We start from the raw sequence: 26,346 nt of genomic DNA, 5'->3' as shown, positions 1-26,346 counted from the left end.
GCCGGGCGTCGAACCCGGAGACCTAGTGGAGCGTGCCATGAGCGAGTCCGTGAACCCCACCGGTGCCGAGCCCGACGCCTTGTCGGCACTGCGGCGGCGGCTGGAGGGCCGCACGGCCGACGAGCAGGACCGGGCGCTCACCGCGCTGGTCCGGGAGCAGGCCCGCGACGTGCTGCGGACCGTACTGCCGGACGGCCCGGACGCCGTCGAGCCCGGCCGGCCCTTCCGCGACCTGGGCTTCGACTCGCTCGCCGCGGTCGAGCTGCACCGCCGGCTCACCGCCGTGACCGGCCTGGACCTGCCGGTCACCCTGGTCTTCGACCACCCGACGCCGCAGGCGGTCGGGCGGCTGCTGCGGACCCTGCTCGGTGGGGACGCGGCACCCGCGCCGGTCGCCGCGCCGCTGCGCCGGCCCGCCGCCGACGACGAGCCGATCGCCGTGGTCGGCATCGGCTGCCGCTACCCGGGGCACAGCACCTCCGCCGACGACCTGTGGCGGCTGGTCTTCGAGGGCCGGCACGTGATCAGCGACTTCCCGACCGACCGGGGCTGGGACACCGACGGGCTCTACGACCCCGACCCGGGCAAGCCGGGCAAGACCTACGTGCGCCAGGGCGGTTTCCTGGAGGGCGCGGCCGAGTTCGACGCGGACTTCTTTGGCATCAGCCCGCGCGAGGCGATGACGATGGACCCGCAGCAGCGGCTGGTGCTGGAGACCGCCTGGGAGGCGCTGGAGGACGCCGGCATCGACTCGGCGTCGCTGCGCGGCAGCCAGACCGGTGTCTTCATCGGCGCCGAACCGCAGGAGTACGGCCCCCGCCTGCACGAGGCCCCGGAGGGCCTGGACGGCTACCTGCTCACCGGCAACGCGCCGAGCGTGGTGTCCGGCCGGCTCGCCTACACCTTCGGCTTCGAGGGCCCGACGCTGACCGTGGACACCGCCTGCTCGGGTTCGCTGGTCGCCCTGCACCTGGCCTGCCAGGCGGTGCAGCGTGGCGAGTGCACCACCGCGTTGGCCGGTGGCGTCGCGGTGATGGTGCACCCGGGCGCGTTCACCGCGTTCAGCCGGCAGCGCGGCCTCGCCCCGGACGGGCTGTGCAAGCCGTTCGCGGCGGCGGCCGACGGCACCGGCTGGGCCGAGGGGGTCGGCATCCTGGTGCTGGAGCGGCTCTCCGACGCCCGCCGCAACGGCCACCGGGTGCTCGGGGTGATCCGGGGCTCGGCGATCAACCAGGACGGCGCGTCCAACGGGTTGACCGCCCCGAACGGGCCGTCCCAGCAGCGGGTGATCATGTCCGCGCTGGCCTCGGCCGGCCTGGCCCCCGCCGACGTCGACCTGGTCGAGGCGCACGGCACCGGCACCCGCCTCGGCGACCCCATCGAGGCGCAGGCGATCATCGCCACCTACGGCCGGGAACGCCCCGCCGACCGGCCGCTGTGGCTCGGTTCGCTCAAGTCCAACATCGGCCACTCGCAGGCCGCCGCCGGCGTCGCCGGGGTGATCAAGGTGCTGATGGCGATGCGGCACCGGGTGCTGCCGCAGACCCTGCACGTCGACGCGCCCACCCCCAACGTGGACTGGTCCGCCGGCACCGTCGCGCTGCTCACCGAGGCCCGCCCGTGGGACGACGCGGGCCACCCGCGCCGGGCCGGGGTCTCCTCGTTCGGGGTCAGCGGCACCAACGCACACGTCATCGTCGAGGAGCCGCCGGCCGTCGACGACGAGGCCGTGCCCGCCGTGCCGCAGCTGCCCAGCGAGGTGCTACCGGTGGTGCTCTCCGCCCGGAGCGAGGCCGCGCTGCGCGACCAGGCCGCCGCGTTGCTCGCCGTCGTGGACACCGACGGGGACGCCCCGGAACTGCTCGACGTCGCGTACTCGCTGGCCACCACCCGGACCGCGCTGGAGCACCGGGCGGTGCTGGTGGCCCGGGACCGGGCCGCTGCGGTCGGGGACCTGGCCGCCCTCGCCGCCGGTGGGGACGTGCCCGGCGTGCACCTGGGCCAGGCCACCGGTGGTGGGCTCGGCTTCCTGTTCACCGGGCAGGGCAGCCAGCGGCTGGACGCCGGCCGGCAGCTGCACCGCAGCTACCCGGTCTACGCCGCCGCGTTCGACGACGCCTGCGGCTGGCTCGACCTGCAACTGGACGTGCCGCTGGCCGACGTGCTGTTCGCCGAGCCCGGCACCGCCGAGGCGGCCCTGCTCGACCAGACCGCCTACACCCAGTGTGCGCTGTTCGCGGTGGAGGTCGCCCAGTTCCGGCTGCTGGAGTCGTGGGGGATCCGGCCGGACCTGCTCGCCGGGCACTCGATCGGTGAGCTGGCCGCCGCCCACGTCGCCGGGGTGCTCTCCCTGGAGGACGCCGCCCTGCTGGTCGCCGCCCGGGGCCGGCTCATGCAGCAGCTTCCCGCCGAGGGCGCGATGATCTCGGTGCAGGCCACCGAGGAGCAGGTCCGTCCGCTGCTGGCCGGCCGCGAGGCGCAGGTGGGCCTGGCCGCGGTGAACGGCCCCGCCTCGGTGGTGGTCTCCGGCGACGAGGACGCCGTGCTGGAGGTGGTCGCCGCCCTCGCCGCCGCCGGGCACAAGACGAAGCGGCTGAAGGTCAGCCACGCCTTCCACTCGCCGCTGATGACGCCGATGCTCGCCGAGTTCGGCCGGCTGGCGCACGTGCTCACCTACCGTCCGCCGACCATCCCGGTCGTCTCCACGGTCACCGGCCGGCCGGTGCTCTCCGGTGAACTGTGCGACCCCGACTACTGGGTGCGGCACGTACGCGACAGCGTCCGGTTCGCCGACGCCGTCCGGGCGATGGCCGACGAGGGGGTCACCACCTTCCTCGAACTCGGCCCGGCCGGTGTGCTCTCCGCGATGGGTCCGGCCTGCCTCGACGACGACGCCGACGCGGTCTTCGCCCCGCTGCTGCGCGCCGACCACGACGAGGAGTCCGACGTCGTCGCCGCCGTCGCCCGCGCCCACGTGCGGGGGGTGCCGGTGGACTGGACGGCGTTCTTCGCCGCCCGTGGGGCCCGTCGGGTCGCGCTGCCCACGTACCCGTTCCAGCGTCGCCGGTTCTGGATGGAATCCGGCGGCGGCAGCGCCGACGCGACCGGCTTCGGTCAGCTCGCCGCCGGGCACCCGCTGGTCGGTGCGGTCGTCGGCCTGGCCGGCGGCGACGGCGTGGTGCTCACCGGTCGGGTGTCGCTGCGCAGCCACCCGTGGCTGGCCGACCACACCATCTCCGGGGTGGCGCTGCTGCCCGGCACCGCCTTCGTCGAGCTGGCCGTGCGGGCCGGCGACCAGGTCGGCTGCCCCACCGTCGAGGAGCTGACGCTGGAGGCCCCGCTGGCGCTCGACGAGCGCGGCGTCGCCCTCCAGGTGGTCGTCGGCGCCGCCGACCCGGCCGGCCGCTGCCCGGTGGCCGTCTACTCGCGGCCCGACGGGTCCGACCCGGACGACCAGCTCTGGACCCGGCACGTCAGCGGCTTCCTCACCCCGGAGGTCGCCGACGCCGGTCAGCCGCTCACCCAGTGGCCGCCGCGCGACGCCCGGCCGGTCGACCTGGCCGGCATCTACGCCGAGCTGGCCGACCAGGGCTACGGCTACGGCCCGGTCTTCCAGGGCCTCAAGGCCGTATGGCGACGCGGCCAGGAGGTGTACGCCGAGGTCGCGCTCCCCGCCGACAGCCGGGCCGAGGCGGCCCGCTTCGGCCTGCACCCGGCGGTGCTGGACGCCGCCCTGCACGCCATCGACGCGGCCCGTCGGGGCGAGCCCACCGACGACGAGGTGCGCATCCCGTTCGCCTGGAACGACGTCACCCTGCACGCCGCCGGTGCGGCCGAGGTGCGGGTGCGGATCGCCCCGGCCGCCGGGGACAGCGTGTCGGTGACCCTCGCCGACGCCACCGGCGCGCCGGTGGCCACGGTGCGCTCGTTCGTCTCCCGGCCGGTCTCCACCGCCCAGCTCACCGCCGCCCGGGGCGGCTACCACGAGCGGCTGTTCCGGCTGGAGTGGACGAAGCTGGGCCACCGGCCCGCCCCGGCGGGCACCCTTCGCTGGGTGGTGCTCGGCGACGAGCGGATCGGCACGGCCGCCCGGCACGCCGACCCGGCCGCGCTGGGCGCCGCGATCGACGCCGGCGCGACCGCCCCCGAGTTCGCGTTCGTCGGCGTCGGCGTCGGTGACGTCCGGGCCGCCACCGCCGACGCGTTGACGCTGCTGCAGCAGTGGCTGGTCGACGCGCGGCTGGCCGGCACCCGGCTGGTCTTCGTCAGCCGAGTCGACGATCTCGCCACCGAGGCGGTCTGGGGTCTGCTGCGCGCCGCGCAGACGGAGAACCCGGACCGGTTCGTCACCGTCCGGCTGGCCGACGCCCCCACGTCGCTGCTGGCCGCCGCCCTGGCCACCGGCGAACCGGAGCTGCGGGTACGTGACGGGGAGATCAGTGTGCCCCGGCTGGCCCGGGTCGCCACCACCCCCGACGGCAGCGACGACGCCGGTTGGCCGACCGACGGCACGGTGCTGGTCACCGGCGGCACCGGCGGGCTCGGCGCGCACGTCGCCCGGCACCTGGCCGGCCGGCACGGCGTACGCCACCTGCTGTTGACCAGTCGTCGTGGCCCGGCGGCGGCCGGTGTGGCGGAGCTGCGCGCGGAACTGGAAGCGGCGGGCGCGAGCGTCGAGGTGGCCGCCTGCGACGCGGCCGACGCCGACGCCCTGGCCGCGCTGCTCGCCGCCGTCCCGGCCGACCGGCCGTTGCGGGCGGTGGTGCACGCCGCCGGCATCGTCGACGACGGCACGATCGGCTCGCTCACCCCGCAGCGGCTCGACGCGGTGCTGCAGGCGAAGCTGGACGGCGCGGTCAACCTCGACCGGTTGACCCGCGACGCCGAACTGAGCGCGTTCGTGCTCTTCTCCTCCCTGGCGAGCCTGCTCGACTGCGCCGGGCAGGGCAACTACGCCGCCGCGAACGCCACCCTGAACGCGCTGGCCGCCACCCGCCGGGCGCAGGGCCGGCCCGCCGTCGCCCTCACCTGGGGTCTGTGGACCGGTGACAGCGGCATGGGCGGCCAGTTGGACGCCGCCGCGTTGCAGCGCATCGAGCGTTCCGGCATGCCCGGCCTCAGCCCGGCCGAGAACCTGGCCCTGCTCGACGCGGCGCTCGGCGTCGACGAGCCGGTGCTCGCCCCGATCCGGGTCGACCTGACCGCGCTGCGCAACCGGCCCGACGGGGTGCCGGCGCTGCTGCGCGGCCTGGTGCCGCTGCCGGCCCGGCGGGCCGCGCAGGCCGCCGGCCCGACGGACGCCGCGCAGGGGCTGGCCCGGCAGTTCGCCGGCCTCACCCCGGCCGAACGGGACCGGGTCACCCTCGACCTGGTCCGCGCGCACGTCGCCGCCGTGCTCGGCCACGACGGCGCGGAGGCGATCGAGCCCCGCCGCGCCTTCAACGAGCTGGGCTTCGACTCGCTGGCCGCGGTGGAGCTGCGTAACCGGCTCAACGCCGCCACCGGGCTGCGGCTGCCGGCGACCCTGGTCTTCGACTACCCGACGCCGGTGGCGCTCGCCGAGTTCGTGGTCTCCACCGTGCTCGGCACCGACGTGGACCCGGTGGTGCCGGAGCTGGCGTCGGCCTCGTTCACCCAGGAGCCGATCGCGATCGTGTCGATGAGCTGCCGCTTCCCCGGCGGGGTGAGCACCCCGGAGCAGCTGTGGGAGCTGCTGGAGGGCGGCGTCGACGCGGTCTCCCCGTTCCCCACCGACCGGGGCTGGGACCTGGCCGGCATGTACGACCCGGAGCCCGGCAAGCCCGGCAAGACGTACTCGATGGAGGGTGGTTTCCTCTACGACGCGGCCGACTTCGACGCGGACTTCTTCGGGATCAGCCCGCGTGAGGCGGTCGCGATGGACCCGCAGCAGCGGTTGCTGCTGGAAACCTCGTGGGAGGTGCTGGAGCGGGCCGGGATCGACCCGACCTCGCTCAAGGGCAGCCCGACCGGTGTCTTCGCCGGCGTCATGTACCACGACTACGCGCTGCGCCTGCACCAGGTGCCCGACGAGCTGGCCGGCTACCTGGGCAACGGCAGCCTGGCCAGCATCGTCTCCGGCCGGGTCGCCTACACCCTCGGCCTGGAGGGGCCGGCGGTGTCGATCGACACCGCCTGCTCGTCGTCGCTGGTGGCGATCCACCTGGCGGTGCAGGCGCTGCGGGCGGGGGAGTGCTCGCTCGCGTTGGCCGGTGGTGTCACCGTGATGTCCACCCCGGACACGTTCATCGACTTCAGCCGCCAGCGGGGCCTGGCCAAGGACGGCCGGTCCAAGTCGTTCGCCGCCGGGGCCGACGGCACCGGCTGGGGTGAGGGCGCCGGCATGCTGCTGCTGGAGCGGCTCTCCGACGCGCGGGCCAACGGCCACCAGGTGCTCGCGGTGATCCGGGGCTCGGCCACCAACCAGGACGGTGCGTCCAACGGCCTGACCGCCCCGAACGGTCCCTCGCAGCAGCGGGTGATCCGGCAGGCGCTGGCCTCGGCCGGTGGCATCCCGGCGACCGAGGTGGACGCCGTCGAGGCGCACGGCACCGGCACCGCCCTCGGCGACCCGATCGAGGCGCAGGCGCTGCTGGCCACGTACGGGCAGGGCCGCCCGGGTGAGCGTCCGCTCTGGCTCGGCTCGATCAAGTCGAACATCGGGCACACCCAGGGTGCGGCCGGTGTCGCGGGCGTGATCAAGATGGTGCTGGCGATGCGCAACGGGCTGCTGCCCCGCACCCTGCACGCCGACGAGCCGTCCCCGCAGATCGACTGGTCGGCCGGCGAGGTGCGGCTGCTCACCGAGGCGCAGCCGTGGCCGGCGCTGGACCGGCCGCGCCGGGCGGGCGTGTCGTCGTTCGGCATCAGCGGCACCAACGCCCACGTCATCGTCGAGGAGGCCCCGCCGGTCGAGCTGGAGGGCGAGATCGTCCCGCCGCCGGCCGTACTGCCGTGGGTGCTGTCGGCCAAGACCGAGGAGGCGCTGCGCGCCCAGGCCGCCCAGCTGCGGGCCGCCGTCGCCGCCGCCACCACCGACCCGGGTGACCTCGCGTACGCGCTGGCCAAGGGGCGGGCGGCGCTGGACCGGCGGGCCGTCGTCGTCGGTGACGTCAGCGACTTCCTGACCGGCGCGGACGCCCTGGTCGCCGGGGCCGCGGTGCCGACGCCGTTGCAGGGCGGCTCCGGGGTGGTGTTCGTGTTCCCGGGGCAGGGTTCGCAGTGGGTGGGGATGGCGGTGGAGTTGTTGGATTCGTCTCCGGTGTTTGCGGAGCGGGTCGGTGAGTGTGGGGTGGCGTTGTCGGAGTTTGTGGATTGGCGGTTGGTTGAGGTTTTGCGGGGTGTGGAGGGTGCTCCGTCGTTGGAGCGGGTTGATGTGGTGCAGCCGGTGTTGTGGGCGGTGATGGTGTCGTTGGCGGGGTTGTGGCGGTCGTTTGGGGTGGTGCCGGATGCGGTGATTGGGCATTCGCAGGGTGAGATTGCGGCGGCGGTGGTGGCGGGTGGTTTGTCGTTGCGGGATGGGGCGTTGGTGGTGGCGTTGCGGAGTTTGGCGATTGCGGAGGTGTTGGCGGGTCGGGGTGCGATGGCCTCCATCGGCCTGCCCGCCGAGCGGGTCCGCGAGCGCCTCGACGCCTACGACGGCCGGGTGTCCATCGCCACGGTCAACGGGGTGTCGTCGGTGGTGGTCTCCGGTGACCCGGACGCCGTCGACGACCTCGTCGCCGCCCTCAGCGCCGAGGAGGTGCGGGCCAAGCGGGTGAACGTGGACTACGCGTCGCACTCGGCGCAGGTGGAGCTGATCGAGCAGCGGCTGCGCGCCGACCTCGCCGAGGTGTCGCCCCGGTCGTCGACCGTGCCGTTCTACTCCACGGTGACCGCCGGGGTGCTGGACACCACCGGCCTGGACGCCGGCTACTGGTACACCAACCTGCGGCAGACCGTCCGGTTCGAGGAGACCACCCGGGTGCTGCTCCGGGCGGGGATGCGGGTGTTCCTGGAGTGCAGCGCGCACCCGGTGCTGACCATGGGTGTCGAGGAGACCGCCGCCGACGCGGGGGTCGAGGTGGCCGCCGTCGGGTCGCTGCGCCGGGGCGAGGGCGGGCTGCACCGCTGGCTCACCTCGCTGGGTGAGGCGTTCGTCCGTGGGGTGCCGGTGGACTGGTCGTCGGCGTTGCCGGCGCGTCCGCGCGGGGAGGTGCCGCTGCCGACGTACCCGTTCCAGCGCCGCCGCTACTGGATCGACGCGACCAGCGGCACGACCGACGTGGCGTCGGTGGGCCTCGGCGCGGCCGGCCACCCGCTGTGGGGGGCGTCGGTGGCGATGGCCGAGTCGGGCGAGGTGCTGTTCACCGCCCGGATCTCGCTGGACACCCACCCGTGGCTGGCCGACCACGCCGTCAACGGCACCGTCCTGCTGCCCGGTGCGGCCTTCGTCGAGATGGTGCTGCACGCCGGTGACCACGTCGGCCTCGGCCACCTGGAGGAGCTGACCCTGCACGCCCCGCTGCTGCTCGCCGAGCGCGCGGCCGTGCAGGTGCAGCTGCTGATGACCGCCGCCGACGAGTCGACCCGGCGGACCGTCAGCGTCCACTCCCGGGCCGAGCACGCCGAGGCGGAACAGCCGTGGACCCGGCACGCCACCGCCGTGCTCACCGACACCCCGGCCGCCGCCGGCTTCGACCTGTCGGCGTGGCCGCCGTCGGGTGCGGTGCCGGTGGCGACGGCGGGGTTGTATGACGAGTTGGTGGTGCAGGGGTACGAGTATGGTCCGGTGTTCCAGGGGGTGCAGGCTGCTTGGCGGGTTGGTGAGGTGGTGTTTGCTGAGGTTGCGCTTCCGGAGGAGGCGCATGGGGAGGCGTCGCGGTTCGGGGTGCATCCGGCGTTGTTGGATGCGGCGTTGCAGGTGGTGGGGATCGGTGAGCCGGTGCCGGTGGGTCGTCCGCCGTATCTGCCGTTCGCCTGGACGGATGTGACGCTGCACGCCACGGGCGCGACCGCCCTGCGGGTGCGGGTCACCCCGACCGGCCCGGAGGCGGTCACCCTGCACCTGGCCGACCCGACCGGTGCGCCGGTCGCCGAGATCGGTTCCCTGGTGTCCCGGCCGGTGCAGCTCGCCACCGCCACCACCGAGGGCAACCTCTACCGGGTCGACTGGACCACCGTCGCGGTGCCCGCCACCCCGACGACGCCCTCCTGGGCCCACCTGGCGGATCTCGCCGACGACGTGCCGGAGCTGGTCCTCGCCCGTCTCACGGGCGACGAACCGGTCGCCGACGTCGAGGTGGCCGCGCGGGCCGCGGTGGGTGCGGCGCTCGCGCTGCTGCAGCGCTGGCTGGCCGACCCCCGGTTGGCCGAGTCCCGGCTGGTGGTGCTCACCAGCGGCGCGGCCGACCAGGTGACCGACCTGGTGCACGCCCCGGTGTGGGGCCTGGTCCGGGCCGCCCAGGTCGAGAACCCGGGCCAGTTCGTGCTGGTGGACGCCGATCCGGAGACTCCGGTGGAGGAGATCCTGGCGGCGGTGGGCACCGGTGAGCCGGAGTTGTCGGTGCGCGACGGTCAGGTGCGGGTGCCGCGCCTGGCCCGCGCCGCCGCCGGGGAGCCGGTGTGGCGGGCCGACGGTGCGGTGCTGGTGACCGGCGGCACCGGTGTGCTGGGCGGGTTGGTGGCCCGGCACCTGGTGGAGGTGCACGGGGTGCGGGATCTGGTGTTGACCTCGCGGCGTGGGTTGACCGCGCCGGGTGCGGTGGAGTTGCGGGACGAGTTGACGGCGTTGGGTGCCTCCGTGGAGGTGGTGGCGGCCGACCTGGCCGACCGGGACGCGGTCGCCACCCTGCTGGACGGCATCCCGGCGTTGACCGCCGTCGTGCACACCACCGGCGCGTTGGACGACGGCACCGTCGCCGCGTTCACCGACGCGCAGCTCGACACCGTGTGGCGGGCCAAGGCCACCCCGGCCTGGCACCTGCACGACCTCACCCGCGACCGTGAGCTGTCCGCGTTCGTGCTGTTCTCCTCGGCCGCCGGCGTGGTCGACGGCTCCGGGCAGGGCAACTACGCCGCCGCGAACGTCTTCGTCGACGCCCTGGCCGCGCACCGGCGGGCGCTGGGCCTGCCGGCCACGTCGCTGGCGTGGGGTTTCTGGGAGCAGCGCAGTGGGATGACCGCGCACCTCGGCGAGGCCGACGTGGCCCGGATGGCCCGCTCCGGCGTGCTCGGCATCGGCACCGACCAGGGCCTCGCCCTGCTCGACGCGGCCGTGGCCACCGACGAGCCGCTGCTGGTCCCGGTCCGGCTGGACACCGCCGCGCTGCGCGCGCAGGGCCAGCAGCTCCCGGCCCTGTTCCGGGGCCTGGTCCGGCTCCCGGCCCGGCGGGCCGCCGGTGCGACCGCGACCCCGGTCGGCGGGTCGGCACTGCACCGGCAACTGCTCGGCCTCGCCGACGCCGACCAGCGGCGACTGCTGCTCGACCTGGTCCGGGGCAACGTCGCCGGGGTGCTCGGCCACGAGAGCCCGGCCACCGTCGAGCCGTCCCGGGCGTTCCGGGAACTCGGCTTCGACTCGCTGGCCGCCGTCGAGCTGCGCAACAAGCTCAACACCGCCACCGGGCTGCGGCTGCCGGCGACCCTGGTCTTCGACTACCCCAACCCGACCGCGCTCGCCGACTACCTGCACACCAGGATCCTCGGTGCGGCCACCCCGCAGGCCCCGACCGTGGCCACCCCCGTCGCCGACGACGAACCCGTCGCCATCGTGGCGATGAGCTGCCGCTTCCCCGGCGGGGTCCGCACCCCCGAGGACCTGTGGCGACTGCTCGCCGACGGCACCGACGCGATCACCCCGTTCCCCACCGACCGGGGCTGGGACCTCGCCGGCATGTACGACCCGGAGCCCGGCCGGACCGGCAAGACGTACGCCATGGAGGGTGGTTTCCTCTACGACGCGGCCGACTTCGACCCCGACTTCTTCGGGATCAGCCCGCGTGAGGCGGTCGCGATGGACCCGCAGCAGCGGTTGCTGCTGGAAACCTCGTGGGAGGCCCTGGAGCGGGCCGGCATCGACCCGAACTCGCTGCGCGGCAGCCTCACCGGTGTCTTCGCCGGGGTCATGTACCACGACTACGCCAGCCGGCTGCCCGAGGTGCCCGAGGAGTTGGCGGGCTACCTGGGTAACGGCAGCATGGCCAGCGTCGCGTCCGGGCGGATCGCCTACACCCTCGGCCTGGAGGGGCCGGCGGTGTCGATCGACACCGCCTGCTCGTCGTCGCTGGTGGCGATCCACCTGGCCGTGCAGGCGCTGCGCTCCGGCGAGTGCTCGCTCGCCCTGGCCGGTGGTGTCACCGTGATGTCCACCCCGGACACGTTCATCGAGTTCAGCCTCCAGCGGGGCCTGGCCGCCGACCACCGGTGCAAGTCCTTCGCGGCCGGCGCGGACGGCACGGCGATGTCCGAGGGCGTCGGCATGCTGCTGCTGGAGCGGCTCTCCGACGCCGAACGCCACGGCCACCACGTCCTCGCGGTGGTGCGCGGTTCGGCGATCAACCAGGACGGCGCGTCCAACGGCCTGACCGCCCCGAACGGTCCCTCGCAGCAGCGGGTGATCCGGCAGGCCCTGGCGGCGGCCGGTGGCATCCCGGCCACCGAGGTGGACGCCGTCGAGGCGCACGGCACCGGCACCACCCTCGGCGACCCGATCGAGGCGCAGGCACTGCTGGCCACCTACGGGCAGGAACGGCCCGGGGACCGGCCGCTGTGGCTCGGCTCGGTGAAGTCGAACATCGGGCACACCCAGGGTGCGGCAGGTGTCGCGGGTGTGATCAAGATGGTGTTGGCGATGCGCAACGGGCTGCTGCCCCGCACCCTGCACGTGGACGAGCCCACCCCGCAGGTGGACTGGTCGGCCGGGGCGGTGCGGCTGCTCACCGAGACGCAGCCGTGGCCGGCACTGGAGCGGCCCCGCCGCGCCGGTGTCTCCTCGTTCGGCATCAGCGGCACCAACGCGCACGTCATCCTCGAACAGGCGCCCCCGGCCGAGGAACCGCCGGTCGACGTCCCCGAGCCGGAGCTGCTGCCCTGGGTGCTGTCGGCCCGCACCGACCAGGCCCTGCGGGAGCAGGCCGCCCGGGTGGCCGACGTCGCGGGCGACGGGTCCGTCAGGGCCGGTGACCTCGCGTACGCCCTGGCGACCGGTCGGGCGCTGCTCGACCGGCGCACGGTGATCGTCGGCGACCGGAGCGACTTCGTCGCCGGGGCGCGGGCGTTCGCCGGGAACGGCACCGCCCCCGGTGTGCTCCAGGGCGGCACGGTCTTCGTGTTCCCGGGGCAGGGTTCGCAGTGGGTGGGGATGGCGGTGGAGTTGTTGGATTCGTCTCCGGTGTTTGCGGAGCGGGTTGGTGAGTGTGGGGTGGCGTTGTCGGAGTTTGTGGATTGGCGGTTGGTTGAGGTTTTGCGGGGTGTGGAGGGTGCTCCGTCGTTGGAGCGGGTTGATGTGGTGCAGCCGGTGTTGTGGGCGGTGATGGTGTCGTTGGCGGGGTTGTGGCGGTCGTTTGGGGTGGTGCCGGATGCGGTGATTGGGCATTCGCAGGGTGAGATTGCGGCGGCGGTGGTGGCGGGTGGTTTGTCGTTGCGGGATGGGGCGTTGGTGGTGGCGTTGCGGAGTTTGGCGATTGCGGAGGTGTTGGCGGGTCGGGGTGCGATGGCCTCCATCGGCCTGCCCGAGCGGGCGGCGGCCGAACGGCTGACCGGCTACGCCGACCGCATCTCGATCGCCACCGTCAACGGCACCTCCTCCGTCGTCGTCTCCGGTGACCCGGACGCCGTCGACGACCTGGTCGCGACGCTGACCGCCGAGGGGCTGCGGGCCAAGCGGGTGAACGTGGACTACGCGTCGCACTCGGCCCAGGTGGAGCTGATCGAGCAGCGGCTACGGGCCGACCTCGCCGAGGTCAGCCCGCGCGCCGCCACGGTCCCGTTCTACTCGACCGTCACCGGCCGGGTGCTCGACACCACCGGCCTGGACGCCGGCTACTGGTACACCAACCTGCGGCAGACCGTCCGCTTCGAGGAGACCACCCGCGCCCTGCTCGACGCCGGGATGCGGGTGTTCCTGGAGTGCAGCGCGCACCCGGTGCTGACCATGGGCGTGGAGGAGACCGCCGCCGACGCGGGGGTCGAGGTGGCCGCCGTCGGGTCGCTGCGCCGGGGCGAGGGCGGGCTGCACCGCTGGCTCACCTCGCTCGGTGAGGCGTTCGCCCGGGGCGTCACCGTCGACTGGTCGCCGGTGCTGCCGGCCCGGCCCCGGGGCGAGGTGCCGCTGCCGACGTACCCGTTCCAGCGCCGCCGCTACTGGCTGAACGCCACCGGTGGCAGCGCCGACCTCACCTCCGCCGGTCTCGGCTCCGCCGGGCACCCGCTGTGGGGGGCCGCCGTCACCATGGCCGAATCCGGTGAGGTGCTGTTCACCGGCCGGATCTCGCTGGACAACCACCCCTGGCTGGCCGACCACGCCGTCAACGGCACCGTCCTGCTGCCCGGCACGGGATTCGTCGAACTCGTCCTGCACGCCGGGGACGACGTCGGCCTCGGTCACCTCGACGAGCTGACCCTGCACGCCCCGCTGATCCTGCCCGAGCAGGGTGCCGTACAGGTGCAGTTGCTGCTCGCCGCCGCCGACGACACCGGCCGCCGGACGGTCACCGTGCACTCCCGGCCGGAACACACCGGCAGTTGGGTCCGGCACGCCACCGGCGTGCTCTCCGCCGACGTCACCGACCCCGGCTTCGACCTGCGGGTCTGGCCGCCGTCGGGTGCGGTGCCGGTGCCGACGGCGGGGTTGTATGACGAGTTGGTGGTGCAGGGGTACGAGTATGGTCCGGTGTTCCAGGGGGTGCAGGCTGCCTGGCGGGTTGGTGAGGTGGTGTTTGCTGAGGTTGCGCTTCCGGAGGAGGCGCATGGGGAGGCGTCGCGGTTCGGGGTGCATCCGGCGTTGTTGGATGCGGCGTTGCAGGTGGTGGGGATCGGTGAGCCGGTGCCGGTGGGTCGTCCGCCGTATCTGCCGTTCGCCTGGACGGATGTGACGCTGCACGCCACGGGCGCGACCGCCCTGCGGGTGAAGGTCACCGCCAGCGGGCCGGAGTCCGCCACCCTGCACCTGGCCGACCCGGACGGCGAACCGGTCGCCGTGGTCGGCGCGCTGGTGTCCCGCCCGGTGCAGCTCACCGCCGCCGCCCCGACCGACGGGGACCTCTACCGCGTCGACTGGGTGAGCGTGCCCACCGGCACCGCGGCCGAGTCGTGGGGCTACCTGGAGGGTCTCGGCCTCGGCGTGCCCGACGTCGTGCTCGCCCCGCTCACCCCGCCCGCCGCCGACCTCGACCCGGCCACCGCCGCCCGGACGGCGGTGGGGGAGACCCTCACCCTGCTCCAGTCCTGGCTGGCCGACCCGACCCAGGCCGCCGCCCGGCTGGTCGTGATCACCAACGGTGCCGTCGACGGCGGCACCGACCTGGCCCACGCCCCGATCTGGGGCCTGGTCCGGGCCGCGCAGGCGGAGAATCCCGGCCAGTTCGTGCTGGTGGACGCCGATCCGGAGACTCCGGTGGAGGAGATCCTGGCGGCGGTGGGCACCGGTGAGCCGGAGTTGTCGCTGCGCGACGGTCAGGTGCGGGTGCCGCGCCTGGCCCGCGCGACCACCACCGGTGGAGCGTGGCGGGCCGACGGCACCGTCCTGGTCACCGGCGGCACCGGTGTGCTGGGTGCGCTCGTCGCCCGGCACCTGGTGGAGGTGCACGGGGTGCGGGACCTGGTCCTGACCTCGCGGCGCGGGCTGACCGCGCCGGGCGCGGCGGAGCTGCGGGACGAGTTGACCGGCCTCGGGGCCACCGTCGAGGTGGTGGCGGCCGACCTGGCCGACCGGGACGCCGTCGCCACCCTGCTCGACGGCATCCCGGCGTTGACCGCCGTCGTGCACACCACCGGGGTTCTCGACGACGGCCTGCTGACCGCCCTGACCCAGGAACAGCTCGACACCGTGTGGCGGGCCAAGGCCGACCCGGCCTGGCACCTGCACGAGCTGACCCGCGACCGTGAGCTGTCGGCGTTCGTGCTGTTCTCCTCCGCCGCCGGGGTCCTCGACGGGGCGGGGCAGGCCAACTACGCCGCCGCGAACGTCTTCGTCGACGCCCTGGCCGCGCACCGGCGGGCGCTGGGCCTGCCGGCCACGTCGCTGGCGTGGGGTTTCTGGGAGCAGCGCAGTGGGATGACCGCGCACCTGGGCGAGGCCGACGTGGCCCGGATGGCCCGCTCCGGCGTGCTGCCACTGGACTCCGATCGGGGTCTGGCCCTGCTGGACGCGGCGGTCGCCGACGACGAGCCGCTGCTGGTGCCGGTCCGGTTGGACACCGCCGCGCTGCGCGCGCAGGGCCAGCAGCTCCCGGCCCTGTTCCGGGGCCTGGTCCGGCTCCCGGCCCGGCGGGCGGCGGGTGGTCCGGCCACCCCGGTCACCGGCTCCGGCCTGCACCGGCAGCTCGTCACCCTCGACGCGGACGACCAGCACCGGCTGCTGCTCGACCTGGTCCGGGCCAACGTCGCGGCCGTCCTCGGCCACGACAGCGGCACCGCCGTCGAGCCGGCGCGGGCGTTCAAGGAACTCGGTTTCGACTCGCTGGCCGCCGTCGAGCTGCGCAACAGGCTCAACACGGCCACCGGGCTGCGGCTGCCGGCGACCCTGGTGTTCGACTACCCGAACCCGACCGCGCTGGCCGGGTACCTGCACGGCGCGATCCTCGGCGGACCGGCGCCGGCGCAGCCGACCACGGTGGTCCGGCCGGTGGTCGACGAACCCGTCGCCATCGTCGCGATGAGCTGCCGCTTCCCCGGCGGGGTCCGCACCCCCGAGGACTTGTGGCAACTCCTGGTCGACGGCGCGGACGCCATCTCGCCGTTCCCCACCGACCGGGGCTGGGACCTCGACCACCTCTACGACCCGGAGCCCGGCAAGCCCGGCCGGACGTACTCGCTGGAGGGTGGTTTCCTCTACGACGCGGCCGACTTCGACCCGGACTTCTTCGGCATCGGCCCGCGTGAGGCGGTCGCGATGGACCCGCAGCAGCGGCTGCTGCTGGAGACGTCGTGGGAGGTGCTGGAGCGGGCCGGGATCGACCCGACCTCGCTCAAGGGCAGCCCGACCGGGGTGTTCACCGGCGTGATGTACCACGACTACGGCAGCCGGCTGTCCGAGGTGCCCGAGGAGTTGGCGGGTTACCTGGGTAACGGCAGCATGGCCAGCGTCGCGTCCGGGCGGATCTCGTACACCCTGGGCCTGGAGGGGCCGGCGGTCAGCGTCGACACCGCGTGCTCGTCGTCGCTGGTGGCGATCCACCTGGCCGTGCAGGCGCTGCGCTCCGGTGAGTGTTCGCTCGCGCTGGCCGGCGGGGTCACGGTGATGTCCAAGCCGGACACCTTCCTGGACTTCAGCCTCCAGCGGGGGCTGGCCTCCGACGGCCGGTGCAAGTCCTTCTCCGCCGACGCCGACGGCACCGGCATGTCCGAGGGCGCCGGCATGCTGCTGCTGGAGCGGCTCTCCGACGCCGAACGCCACGGCCACCACGTCCTCGCGGTGGTGCGCGGTTCGGCGATCAACCAGGACGGCGCGTCCAACGGGCTGACCGCCCCCAACGGCCCCGCTCAGCAGCGGGTCATCCGGCAGGCGCTGGCCGCCGCCGACGTCCGCCCCGACGAGGTCGACCTGGTCGAGGCGCACGGCACCGGCACCACCCTCGGCGACCCGATCGAGGCGCAGGCGGTCCTCGCCACCTACGGTCAGGACCGTCCGCAGGACCGGCCGCTGTGGCTCGGCTCGATCAAGTCGAACATCGGCCACACCCAGGGCGCGGCCGGCGTCGCGGGCGTGATCAAGATGGTGCTGGCGATGCGCAACGGGCTGCTGCCCCGCACCCTGCACGCCGACCAGCCGTCGCCGCAGGTGGACTGGTCGGCCGGGGCGGTCCGGCTGCTCACCGAGGCGCAGCAGTGGCCGGCACTGGAGCGGCCCCGCCGCGCCGGTGTCTCCTCGTTCGGCATCAGCGGCACCAACGCGCACGTCATCATCGAGCAGGCGCCGGCGGTCGAGGCGACGCCGGCCGACGGGGACGCCCCGGCCACCCCGCCGGTGCTGCCCTGGCTGCTCTCCGCCCGCTCGGCGGAGGCGCTGCGCGCCCAGGCCGGGCTGGTCGCCGACACCGGGGCCACCCTGGACGTGGCGTACTCGCTGGCCACCACCCGGGCGGTGCTGGAACGTCGGGCCGTGGTGGTCGCCCCGGCCGGGGACGACGCGGTCCGCGCCCTGCGCGCCGCCGCCGGGGGCACCGACCCCGCCGAGTGGGTGCAGGGGACGCCGTCGGCCGGCAAGCTCGCCATGCTCTTCACCGGCCAGGGCGCGCAACGCCTCGGCATGGGCCGTGAGCTGGCCGCGGCGTACCCGGCCTTCGCGGCGGCGTTCGCCGAGGTGTGCGCCCACCTGGACGCGCAGCTCGACCGGCCGCTGCGGGAGGTGCTCTACACCGAACCCGACGTCGCCGACGCCGCGCTGCTCGACCAGACGGTCTACAGCCAGAGCGCGCTGTTCGCCATCGAGGTGGCGCTGTACCGGCTGCTCGAATCGTGGGGCGTCCGGCCCGATCTGGTCGCCGGGCACTCCATCGGCGAGATCAGCGCCGCGCACGTCGCCGGGGTGCTGTCGCTGCCCGACGCCGCGACCCTGGTCACCGCGCGTGGCCGGCTGATGCAGGCGATGCGGGAGGACGGCGCGATGGTCGCCGTCGAGGCGTCCGAGGAGGAGGTACGCCGGGAACTGGCCGGCCGGGAAACCGAGCTGGGCATCGCGGCGGTCAACGGGCCGCGCGCGGTGGTGCTCTCCGGTGACCACGACGCCGTCGGCGCGCTCGCCGACGACTGGCGGGCCCGGGGACGCCGGATCAAGCGGCTGCGGGTCAGCCACGCGTTCCACTCCCCGCACATGGAGCCGATGCTGGCCGAGTTCCACCAGGTCGCCGCCGGGTTGACCTTCGCGCCGCCACGGGTGCCGGTGGTGTCCAACCTGACCGGTCGGCTCGCCGACCCCGACGAGATCACCACCCCCGGCTACTGGGTGCGGCACGTCCGGGAGGCGGTCCGGTTCCACGACGGGATCGCCACCCTGGAGGCGGCCGGCGTCACCACGTTCCTGGAGGTCGGCCCGGACGCGGTGCTCACCGCGATGGGCCGGGAGTGCGTCACCGACACCGGGGGTGTCACCCTGGTGCCGGTGCTGCGCGGCGGCCGGGACGAGGCGGCGACCCTACTGACCGCCCTCGCCACCCTGCACACCCGGGGTGTCCCGGTCGACTGGCGGGCCTGGTTCGCGCCCACCGGCGCCCGGGTCACCGACCTGCCGACGTACCCGTTCCAGCGGCGTCGGCTCTGGCTGGACGCCCCGGCGGGCGGCGGTGACGTGCCGGGTCTGGGTCAGCGTCCGGCCGCCCACCCGCTGCTCGGCGCGGTCGTCGGGCTGGCCGGTGCCGACGGCACCGTGCTGACCGGCCGGTTGTCGCTGCGGACCCACCCGTGGCTGGCCGAACACGACCTCGCCGGCACGGTGCTGCTGCCCGGCACGGCCTTCGTCGAGCTGGCCTTCCGCGCCGGTGACCAGGTCGGCTGCGCCCAGGTGGAGGAGTTGACGCTGGAGGCCCCGCTGGTCGTCCCGCCCCGGGGCGGTGTCGACCTGCAGGTGGTGGTGGGGGCGTCCGACGGGACGGGACGCTGCCCGGTCACCGTGCACTCCCGGCCGGAGGACGGCGTCGACGGATGGACCCGGCACGCCACCGGCGTGCTGGCCCCGGCGGCGTCGGCCGCGCCGGCCGGTCCGGCCGGCGACGCCTGGCCGCCCGTCGGGTCCACCCCGGTCGACCTGGCCGGCCGCTACGACCGGCTGGCCGACGCCGGCTACCACTACGGCCCGCTGTTCCAGGGCCTGCGGGCCGCCTGGCGCAACGGCGACGAGGTGTACGCCGAGGTGGCGCTCCCCGACGAGGCGACGTCCACGGCCGGCCGGTTCGGCCTGCACCCGGCGCTGTTCGACGCGGTGCTGCACACCCTCGACCTGACCGGGGACGAGCCGGACGACGACCAGCTCCGGCTGCCGTTCGCCTGGCGTGGGGTCACCCTGCACGCCACCGGCGCGACGGCGCTGCGGGTGCGGCTGCGCCCGACCGGCCCGCAGGAGGTGGCGTTCGACCTGGCCGACACCACCGGCGCACCGGTCGCCTCGGTGGCCTCGCTGGTGGTCCGACCGCTCGCCGCCAACCAGCTGGGCGGGGCACGGGCCGGGCACCGCTCGTCGCTGTACCAGGTCACCTGGACCGCGGTGGAGACGCCGCAGGGCACCGGCGACGGCACCACCGTGGTCCTCGGCGACGACGACCTCGGCCTCGGGGTGCCCCGGCACGCCGACCTCGCCGCGCTCGCGGCGCGGGACGGCACGCCGGACACCGTCGTGGTGGCCTGGCGTTCCCCGTCGGATTCACCCTCGGCGGTGGCCACCGGGGCGCTGTCCCTGGTGCAGGAGTGGCTCGCCGACGACCGGTTCGCCGGTGCCCGGCTGGCGCTGGTGACGACCCGGGCGGTCGCCGCCGCCGACGGCGAGGACGTGCCCCGGCCGGTGGACGCCACCGTCTGGGGGCTGGTCCGGGCCGCGCAGGAGGAGAACCCGGGCCGGCTGGTCCTGATCGACGTCGACGGGCCGGACCCGGCGGGGGTGCGGGCGGCGCTGGCCGTCGACGGCGAACCGCAACTGGCGGTCCGTCGGGGCGGCCTGCTCGCGCCCCGGCTGGCGGCACTGCCGGTGCCCGACGGTGAGCTGCCCGCCGGCATCGACCCGACGGGCACGGTACTGGTCACCGGCGGCACCGGCGGCCTGGGCCGGCTGCTCGCCGAGCACCTGGTGACCCGGCACGGCGTACGGCGGCTGCTGCTGGCCAGCCGACGCGGCCCGGCGGCCCCGGGGGTGGACGAGCTGACCGCCCGCCTGACGGCGGCCGGCGCGGAGGTGACAGTGGCCTCCTGCGACCTGGCTGACCGGGCGGCGGTGGCGGCCCTGCTCGACGGGGTGCCCGCCGAGCACCCGCTGACCGGGGTGGTCCACGCGGCCGGGGTGGTCGACGACGGGTTGCTGCCGACGTTGACCCCGCAGCGGGCGGCGGCGGTGCTCGGCCCCAAGGCGGAGGCCGCCCGTCACCTGCACGAACTCACCCTGCACCGGCCACTGCGCTGGTTCGTGCTGTTCTCCTCGGCGGCGGCCACCCTGGGTGGTGCCGGCCAGGCCAGCTACACCGCGGCGAACGCCTACCTGGACGCCCTCGCCCAGCACCGGCGGGCGCACGGTCTCGCCGGCACCGCGCTGGCGTGGGGCCTGTGGGCCGAGGCGGGCAGCGGGATGACCGGTCACCTCGGTGCGGCGGACCTGCGCCGGATGGCCCGTTCCGGGGTGGGCGCGCTGTCCACGCCCGACGCGTTGGCGCTGTTCGACGCGACCCTCGGGCCGGTGCCGGCGGTGGCCCTGCCGGTCCGGCTGGACCTGGCCGCGATCCGGTCCCGGGCCGACGGGGTGCCGCCGCTGTGGCGCGGCCTGGTCCGGGCGCCGGCCCGGCGGGCGGCGGCCGGGGCGGCCGGCCCGGTGGCGGGGGAGAAGCCGCTGGCCGACCGGCTGGCGGGGCTGTCGCCGGACGACGCCGACCGGACGGTGACCGAGCTGGTCCGGGCCCGCGCGGCCGAGGTGCTGGGGCACGACCGCCCGCACCTGCTGGACGTGGACAAGGGCTTCCTGGAGTTGGGCTTCGACTCCCTCGCGGCCGTGGAGTTCCGCAACAGCCTCGGTGCGGCGACCGGGCTGCGGTTGCCGGCGACGCTCATCTACGACCACCCCAGCCCGGCGGCGGTGGCCCGGTTCGTCCGGTCTGAGCTGGCCGGTGACCTGCCGGGCGCACCGTCGCTGGAGGCGGAGCTGGCCCGGTGGGAGACGCTGCTGGACGGCACCGTGCCGGACGAGGCGGAGCGGGGTCGGATCACCGTCCGGCTCCAGGCGCTGATGTCCCGGTGGAACGCGGCGTACGGGGCGGCCGAGGTGACGTCGGACGCCCGGGACCTGACGTCGGTCACCGCGGACGAGTTGTTCGACATCCTCGACGACGAGTTGGAGGCGTCCGACTGACCCTCTTCCGAGGAGGCCCGAGGTCCGTCGCCCCCCACGGGTGACCGGCGGACCTCGGGCTTCCTCCCGCGTACGGGTGGGCTTTTGTCCACCTTCGACGTGGGTCCATGGCCGTACCGTGTCACCGTCCGACCTCATACGGTAGTGACCGGGCCTGGTGGACGTCACGGTTCGCCGCAGGGTGCCACCAGGGTGGACACGGGGAGAGGCAGGGAGGATGCGGGTGCGACTCGAACAGGGCATCGTCGCCAAGGTCACCCGGAACGGGCAGCTTGAGCTGATCTCCGAACGGAGCGGGCTGCGATACCGGTTCGGGGCGACCGCCGCCGCGATGTGGATCGCGTTGCAGCAGCAGGGCGGCTCGTTGGAGCGGGCGGCCGGTGTGCTGGCCCGGCAGTGGTCGGCCGATCCGGCGGTCACCCGGCGCGACTTCGACGTCTGGCTGGAGGACATGCTCCGTGCCGGTCTGGTCCGGGTGGAGTGACCGGCCCGGTGGGTCCGGCCGGCGGCGGTGTCGCCCCGACCCCTATCCCGACCCCCTGTACGCGGGCCGCGTCGGGTCGTACCCCTGTCGGGTCGGCCGGGACGCGGCCCGGCGGGCGGCGGTCAGGCGTCGGTGGACGGGCGTCCGGGGTCCCCGGACTCGTTGACCGCACCGACGATCACCCGCAGCGCCTCGGCGAGGTCCCTGCCGGAGGGGGCGGCCTCGGGGTCGAGCAGCCGCTGCACCGTCAGGCCGGTCATCAGCGCCAGCAGGAACGAGCCGACGGCCTTGCGGGTCTCCTCGGGGACGTGCTCACCACCGTTGCGGATCACGAAGGTGGCCAGCGCCGGGCGGGCCCGGGTGTACGTCTCGGCGAGCTGCTCCCGCAGCACCGGTAGGTGCTCGGCCAGCGCGAACGCCTCGATCCCGGCGACCCAGAGCGGCCGGTGCGTGCCGAACGACTCGACCAGGCCGGTCCACATGGTCTCCAGCCGGTCCATCAGGTCGGGTTGGGTGCCGTCGCGCAGCACCCGGTCGATCTCGACACCCCACTCCTCGAACGCCTGCACCAGGGCGGCGGTCAGCAGCGCCTCCTTGGAGCCGAAGTGGTACCCGATCGACGCCAGATTCGTGTCCGACGCGGCGACGATGTCACGGGCGGTGGTGCGTGTGTAGCCGCGCTCGTAGAGGCAGACCCTGGCCCCTGCCAGCAGGCGTTCCCGATGACCCACGGCGCCACCCTACTCGGAACCACCCCCTAATTCATCCACCGGATGTATACGAGCGTCTAAATCCGGTGGTAGCTTTCGGCCATGGCTACAGCGCAGGCAAAGGCCGGCCGTCGCGAGTGGATCGGCCTCGCGGTACTCGTCATGGTGACACTGATCATCAGCATGGACATGACCGTGCTGTCGTACGCTCTGCCGTTCATCACGGCGGACCTTGAGCCGACCAGCAGTCAGCTCCTCTGGATCACGGACGTCTACGCCTTCGTGCTGGCCGGCCTGCTGATTCCGATGGGGACCCTGGGGGACCGGATCGGGCGCCGCCGGCTGCTGATGATCGGCGCGGCGGTGTTCGGTGCCGCATCCGTGGCCACGGCCCTCTCCACCAGTCCCGGCATGCTGATCGGGACCCGGGCGGTGATGGGTGCCGCCGGTGCGACCCTCATGCCGTCGACCATGTCGTTGATCCGCAACATGTTCCACGACGAGAACGAACGCCGGGCCGCGATCGGCATGTGGGCGGCCGGCTTCTCCGCCGGTGGCGTCATCGGCCTGGTGGCCGGCGGGGCGCTGTTGCAGTACTTCTCCTGGGGCACCGTCTTCGAGATCAACGTGCCGATCATGCTGCTCCTGCTGATCCTGGCCCCGTTGCTGCTGCCCGAGTTCCGCAACCCCGCCGCCGGCCGGCTCGACCTGCTCAGCACGGTGCTGGCGTTCGTCGCCGTGCTACCGATGATCTGGGGCATCAAGCAGTTCGCCGAGGACGGCATGACCTGGCCGCCGGTGGCCGGTGTGCTCGCCGGGTTGCTCTTCCTGACCGTGTTCGTCCTGCGTCAGCGCCGGCTCGCCGATCCGGTGATCGACGTCCGGCTGTTCCGCGCCCCCGCGTTCAGCGCGGCCGTGGTGATGAACGTGCTCGCCAACTTCGCGCTGGTCGGCTTCATGTTCTTCATCAGCCAGTACCTCCAGTTGGTGCTCGGGCTGCGGCCGTTCACCGCCGGCCTGTGGTCGCTGCCGGCCGCCGGTGCGGCGGGCGTCGGCGCGGCGGTGCTCGCGCCGATGCTGGCGCAGCGCTTCCGGCGGGCCTACGTCGCCGCCGGGGGCCTGCTGGTGGGTGCCGCCGGCTGCCTGGTGCTCGCCCAGGTCGGCGACGACTCGGGGCTGGCCATGGTGGTGGTGGGCCAGGCGCTGATGACGGGCGGCATCGCGATGGTGCTGACGCTCAGCGCCGAGCTGATCGTCTCCACCGCGCCGCCGGAGCGGGCCGGCGCGGCGGCCGGGCTCTCCGAGACCGGCAGTCAGTTCGGCGCGGCGCTCGGTGTGGCGATCCTCGGCAGCATCGGCACGTACGTCTACCGGCAGCAGCTCTCCGGTGGGGCCCCCGAGGGCGTCCCGGCCGACTCGTGGGCGACCGCCCGGGAGACCCTGGGCGGCGCGGTCGAGGAGAGCCGTACGCTCTCCGCCACCGCGGCGGACACGCTGGTCACGCTGGCCCGGGCCGCCTTCGCCGACGAGCTGCGGGTCGCCGCGCTCGCCGCGGCCGGCATCCTGGTGGTGACGGCGGTCCTGGCCGCCGTGCTGCTGCGTAACGTCGGGGCCTCGGTGCCCGGCCAGGTTCCGTCAGGTGGCCCCGCCGGTGCCGACGACACCCCGGCGGTCGACCCGGACGCCGCCGCCCCGGACGGGGCGGGCGCGGGCGGCGACCCGGCGACCCACGCGGCGCAGGCCGCGTCGGGCGGACACCTCGACACTGGTTCACCGGTGGTCCGGATCGGGCCTGAGTCGACCACCCCGCCGGCCCGGCCGGCACATCCGGTGGCCTGACCGTACGGTCCTGACGGTGGCGTTCCCGCGGTGGGCGGGGACGCCACCGTCGTCCGTGGCGGTGCCGGGCCTAGGGGGGACGAGCACTGCTTAGGGGTTGTTCCGGCGTTTCGAGCGTTCCTACGCTCGCATCGACTGCGGGCACCGGACCCACCCGAGGGCGCCGGCGCGACACCGCATCCGGCGGGCCGGCCGGGGCGTCGGCACGGGGGTGGCCCGCTGGAGAACGTCCTGCTGTGGGGCGCACCCGCAGCGCCGATCCGGTAGGGGACCAGTGATGACGGCAACGCTCGAGAACGACCTCTGGGTACGGCGGTTCCATCCGTCGCCGACCAGCGCGATCCGGCTGGTGGCGCTGCCACACGCCGGCGGCTCGGCCAGCTACCTGTTCCCGGTCTCCCGGGCCCTCTCGCCCACGGTGGAGGTGCTGGCGATCCAGTACCCGGGTCGGCAGGACCGCCGGCACGAGCCGGTGTTGGATTCCGTCGCCGACCTGGCCGACGGGGTGTTCGAGGCGCTGCGGCCGTGGCTGGACCGGCCGGTGGCGCTCTTCGGGCACAGCATGGGTGCCGTGCTCGCCTACGAGGTGGGGCTGCGGTTGCAGACGCGGACGGGTCAGCCGCCGGTGCGCCTGTTCGCCTCCGGTCGCCGGGCGCCGTCGAGGGTCCGCGACGAGCGTTACGTGCACACCCGCGACGACGCCGGGGTGCTGCGGGAGTTGGCCCGGCTCAGCGGCTCGGACCCGAGGGTGTTGGGTGACCCGGAGCTGCTGCCGATGATCCTGCCCGCGGTGCGCGGCGACTACAAGGCGGTGGAGACCTACCGGACCGACCCGGACCAGCGCCTGGACGCCCCGATCACCGTGCTGACCGGGGACGCGGACCCGATGACCACGGTGGACGAGGCGCACGACTGGGCCCGGCACACCACCGGCGAGTGTGACGTGCGGGTCTACCCGGGCGGACACTTCTACCTCAACGACCACGCCGCCGACGTGATCAAGCTGATCGGGGCGGAGCTGCGCCGCGCGGTCCCCGGCGACCCGGCGGCCTGACCGGATCGGTGCCCCGGCCGGGATGTCGGCCCTCCCGGGACGGGGCACTCCTCCGACGGGGACCGGCGGGTAGCCGTCCGACGCCGCCGCAGGCGTCGGACGGGTCGCCGGTCGTACCGGGTACGGACACCACGACGGGCGGGGCGCCGACCACCGGCGCCCCGCCCGTCGTATCCGTCATTCGGCGATCTTCGTCCGCATGGTCCAGTGGAAGACCACCACCCGCGAGGCGTCGTCGTTGAGGCCGTCGTGGTCGCTGGAACGCTCGAAGTGCTCGTAGCCGCCCAGGTAGGGAACCTTGATCCGGCCGGTGCCGGCCGGCGCGCTGTGGGCCCGCTCGATGGCGGTCAGCCCGACCGGGCCACCCTCGAGCACGACGTCGAAGTGGTCGTCGCCGCGAACGCCGCTGAACCGCCGCGCGCTGCTCACCCGTGTGAGATCGTCCACGCTTTCCTCCTCGGCTGGGGGCGGCGACGCTGGGAAACCGTGTTTCGCGTCACTGCCCTCGGATGCCTCCAGCGTGGCGGCAGCGCCGGCCGGCGCATACCCGGAAGCGACCCCTAACTCCCGGCCGGTGACCAGATTTCAACGGCCGGCCAACCTGCGGTTACTTTGTGGCCCGGTGAGTCGCATTTGTGCGGCCCTCGGCTTGTCGCATGGGTGACAGCATTGACCGTGGCTTATGAATTGCTTCTGTAATAGGGTCGTCTTCTCCCCGAAACTCAATTTTTGCTCAAGAGTAGATTGCCCGATTCGCTGCCTCTCGTCCGGTGGGTGGTGGTGTGCCGACGTCGGGGGTAACCGTGCGAGCCGGGGGAGTTGACCCGAAAAATTCCGGTAGGAGACCTCTGCCGGAGTCATTTCCCAGGTCAGGGCCCTGTGCCGAGGGGTGAATCTGCGGCCATCCCTGCAGGTGGGAGGGGTCGCGATGACTCTTCGATCATGTAATTGCTACCGAGTGGTAATTTCTCGACCCGGGACAACAAACCGACAAAACGCCATC

General features: G+C 74.4%; 6 protein-coding genes. 4 read left to right on the top strand and 2 right to left on the bottom strand.

Annotated elements, in window-relative coordinates:
* Window positions 1–25: 25 nt before the first annotated feature.
* The gene (locus ACN265_RS21810; RefSeq protein ID WP_421409197.1) at window positions 26–21,256 is read left to right on the top strand and encodes an SDR family NAD(P)-dependent oxidoreductase; all 21,231 of its coding nucleotides are present in this window, start codon (window positions 26–28) and stop codon (window positions 21,254–21,256) included.
* 217 nt (window positions 21,257–21,473) lie between these two features.
* The gene (locus tag ACN265_RS21805; RefSeq protein WP_204928161.1) at window positions 21,474–21,740 is read left to right on the top strand and encodes a PqqD family protein; all 267 of its coding nucleotides are present in this window, start codon (window positions 21,474–21,476) and stop codon (window positions 21,738–21,740) included.
* A 122-nt stretch (window positions 21,741–21,862) separates the two neighbouring features.
* Here the strand turns inward: ACN265_RS21805 and ACN265_RS21800 are convergent, their stop codons facing one another.
* Window positions 21,863–22,471, bottom strand: coding sequence for a TetR/AcrR family transcriptional regulator (locus ACN265_RS21800; protein ID WP_204928160.1), 609 nt, complete (start codon window positions 22,469–22,471; stop codon window positions 21,863–21,865).
* A gap of 81 nt (window positions 22,472–22,552) precedes the next feature.
* On the opposite strand from ACN265_RS21800, the gene ACN265_RS21795 reads away from it, so the two are divergent.
* Both ACN265_RS21795 and ACN265_RS21790 read left to right on the top strand, forming a co-directional pair.
* Entirely contained in the window at window positions 22,553–24,289 is a 1,737-nt protein-coding gene (locus tag ACN265_RS21795) for an MFS transporter (RefSeq protein ID WP_421409195.1), read from the top strand.
* 277 nt (window positions 24,290–24,566) lie between these two features.
* Window positions 24,567–25,343 (top strand): thioesterase II family protein, encoded by a 777-nt coding sequence (locus ACN265_RS21790; protein WP_421409194.1) that lies wholly within the window; start codon window positions 24,567–24,569, stop codon window positions 25,341–25,343.
* 177 nt (window positions 25,344–25,520) lie between these two features.
* Here the strand turns inward: ACN265_RS21790 and ACN265_RS21785 are convergent, their stop codons facing one another.
* Entirely contained in the window at window positions 25,521–25,790 is a 270-nt protein-coding gene (locus ACN265_RS21785) for a DUF5988 family protein (protein WP_204928157.1), read from the bottom strand.
* Between the last annotated feature and the right edge of the window lie 556 nt (window positions 25,791–26,346).

It is taken from the genome of Micromonospora sp. WMMD730, assembly GCF_049178955.1.
GTDB classification, from domain to species: domain Bacteria; phylum Actinomycetota; class Actinomycetes; order Mycobacteriales; family Micromonosporaceae; genus Micromonospora; species Micromonospora wenchangensis.
Note: the sequence above shows the minus strand (reverse complement) of the source record. Positions and strands in the feature narration are given on the sequence as shown.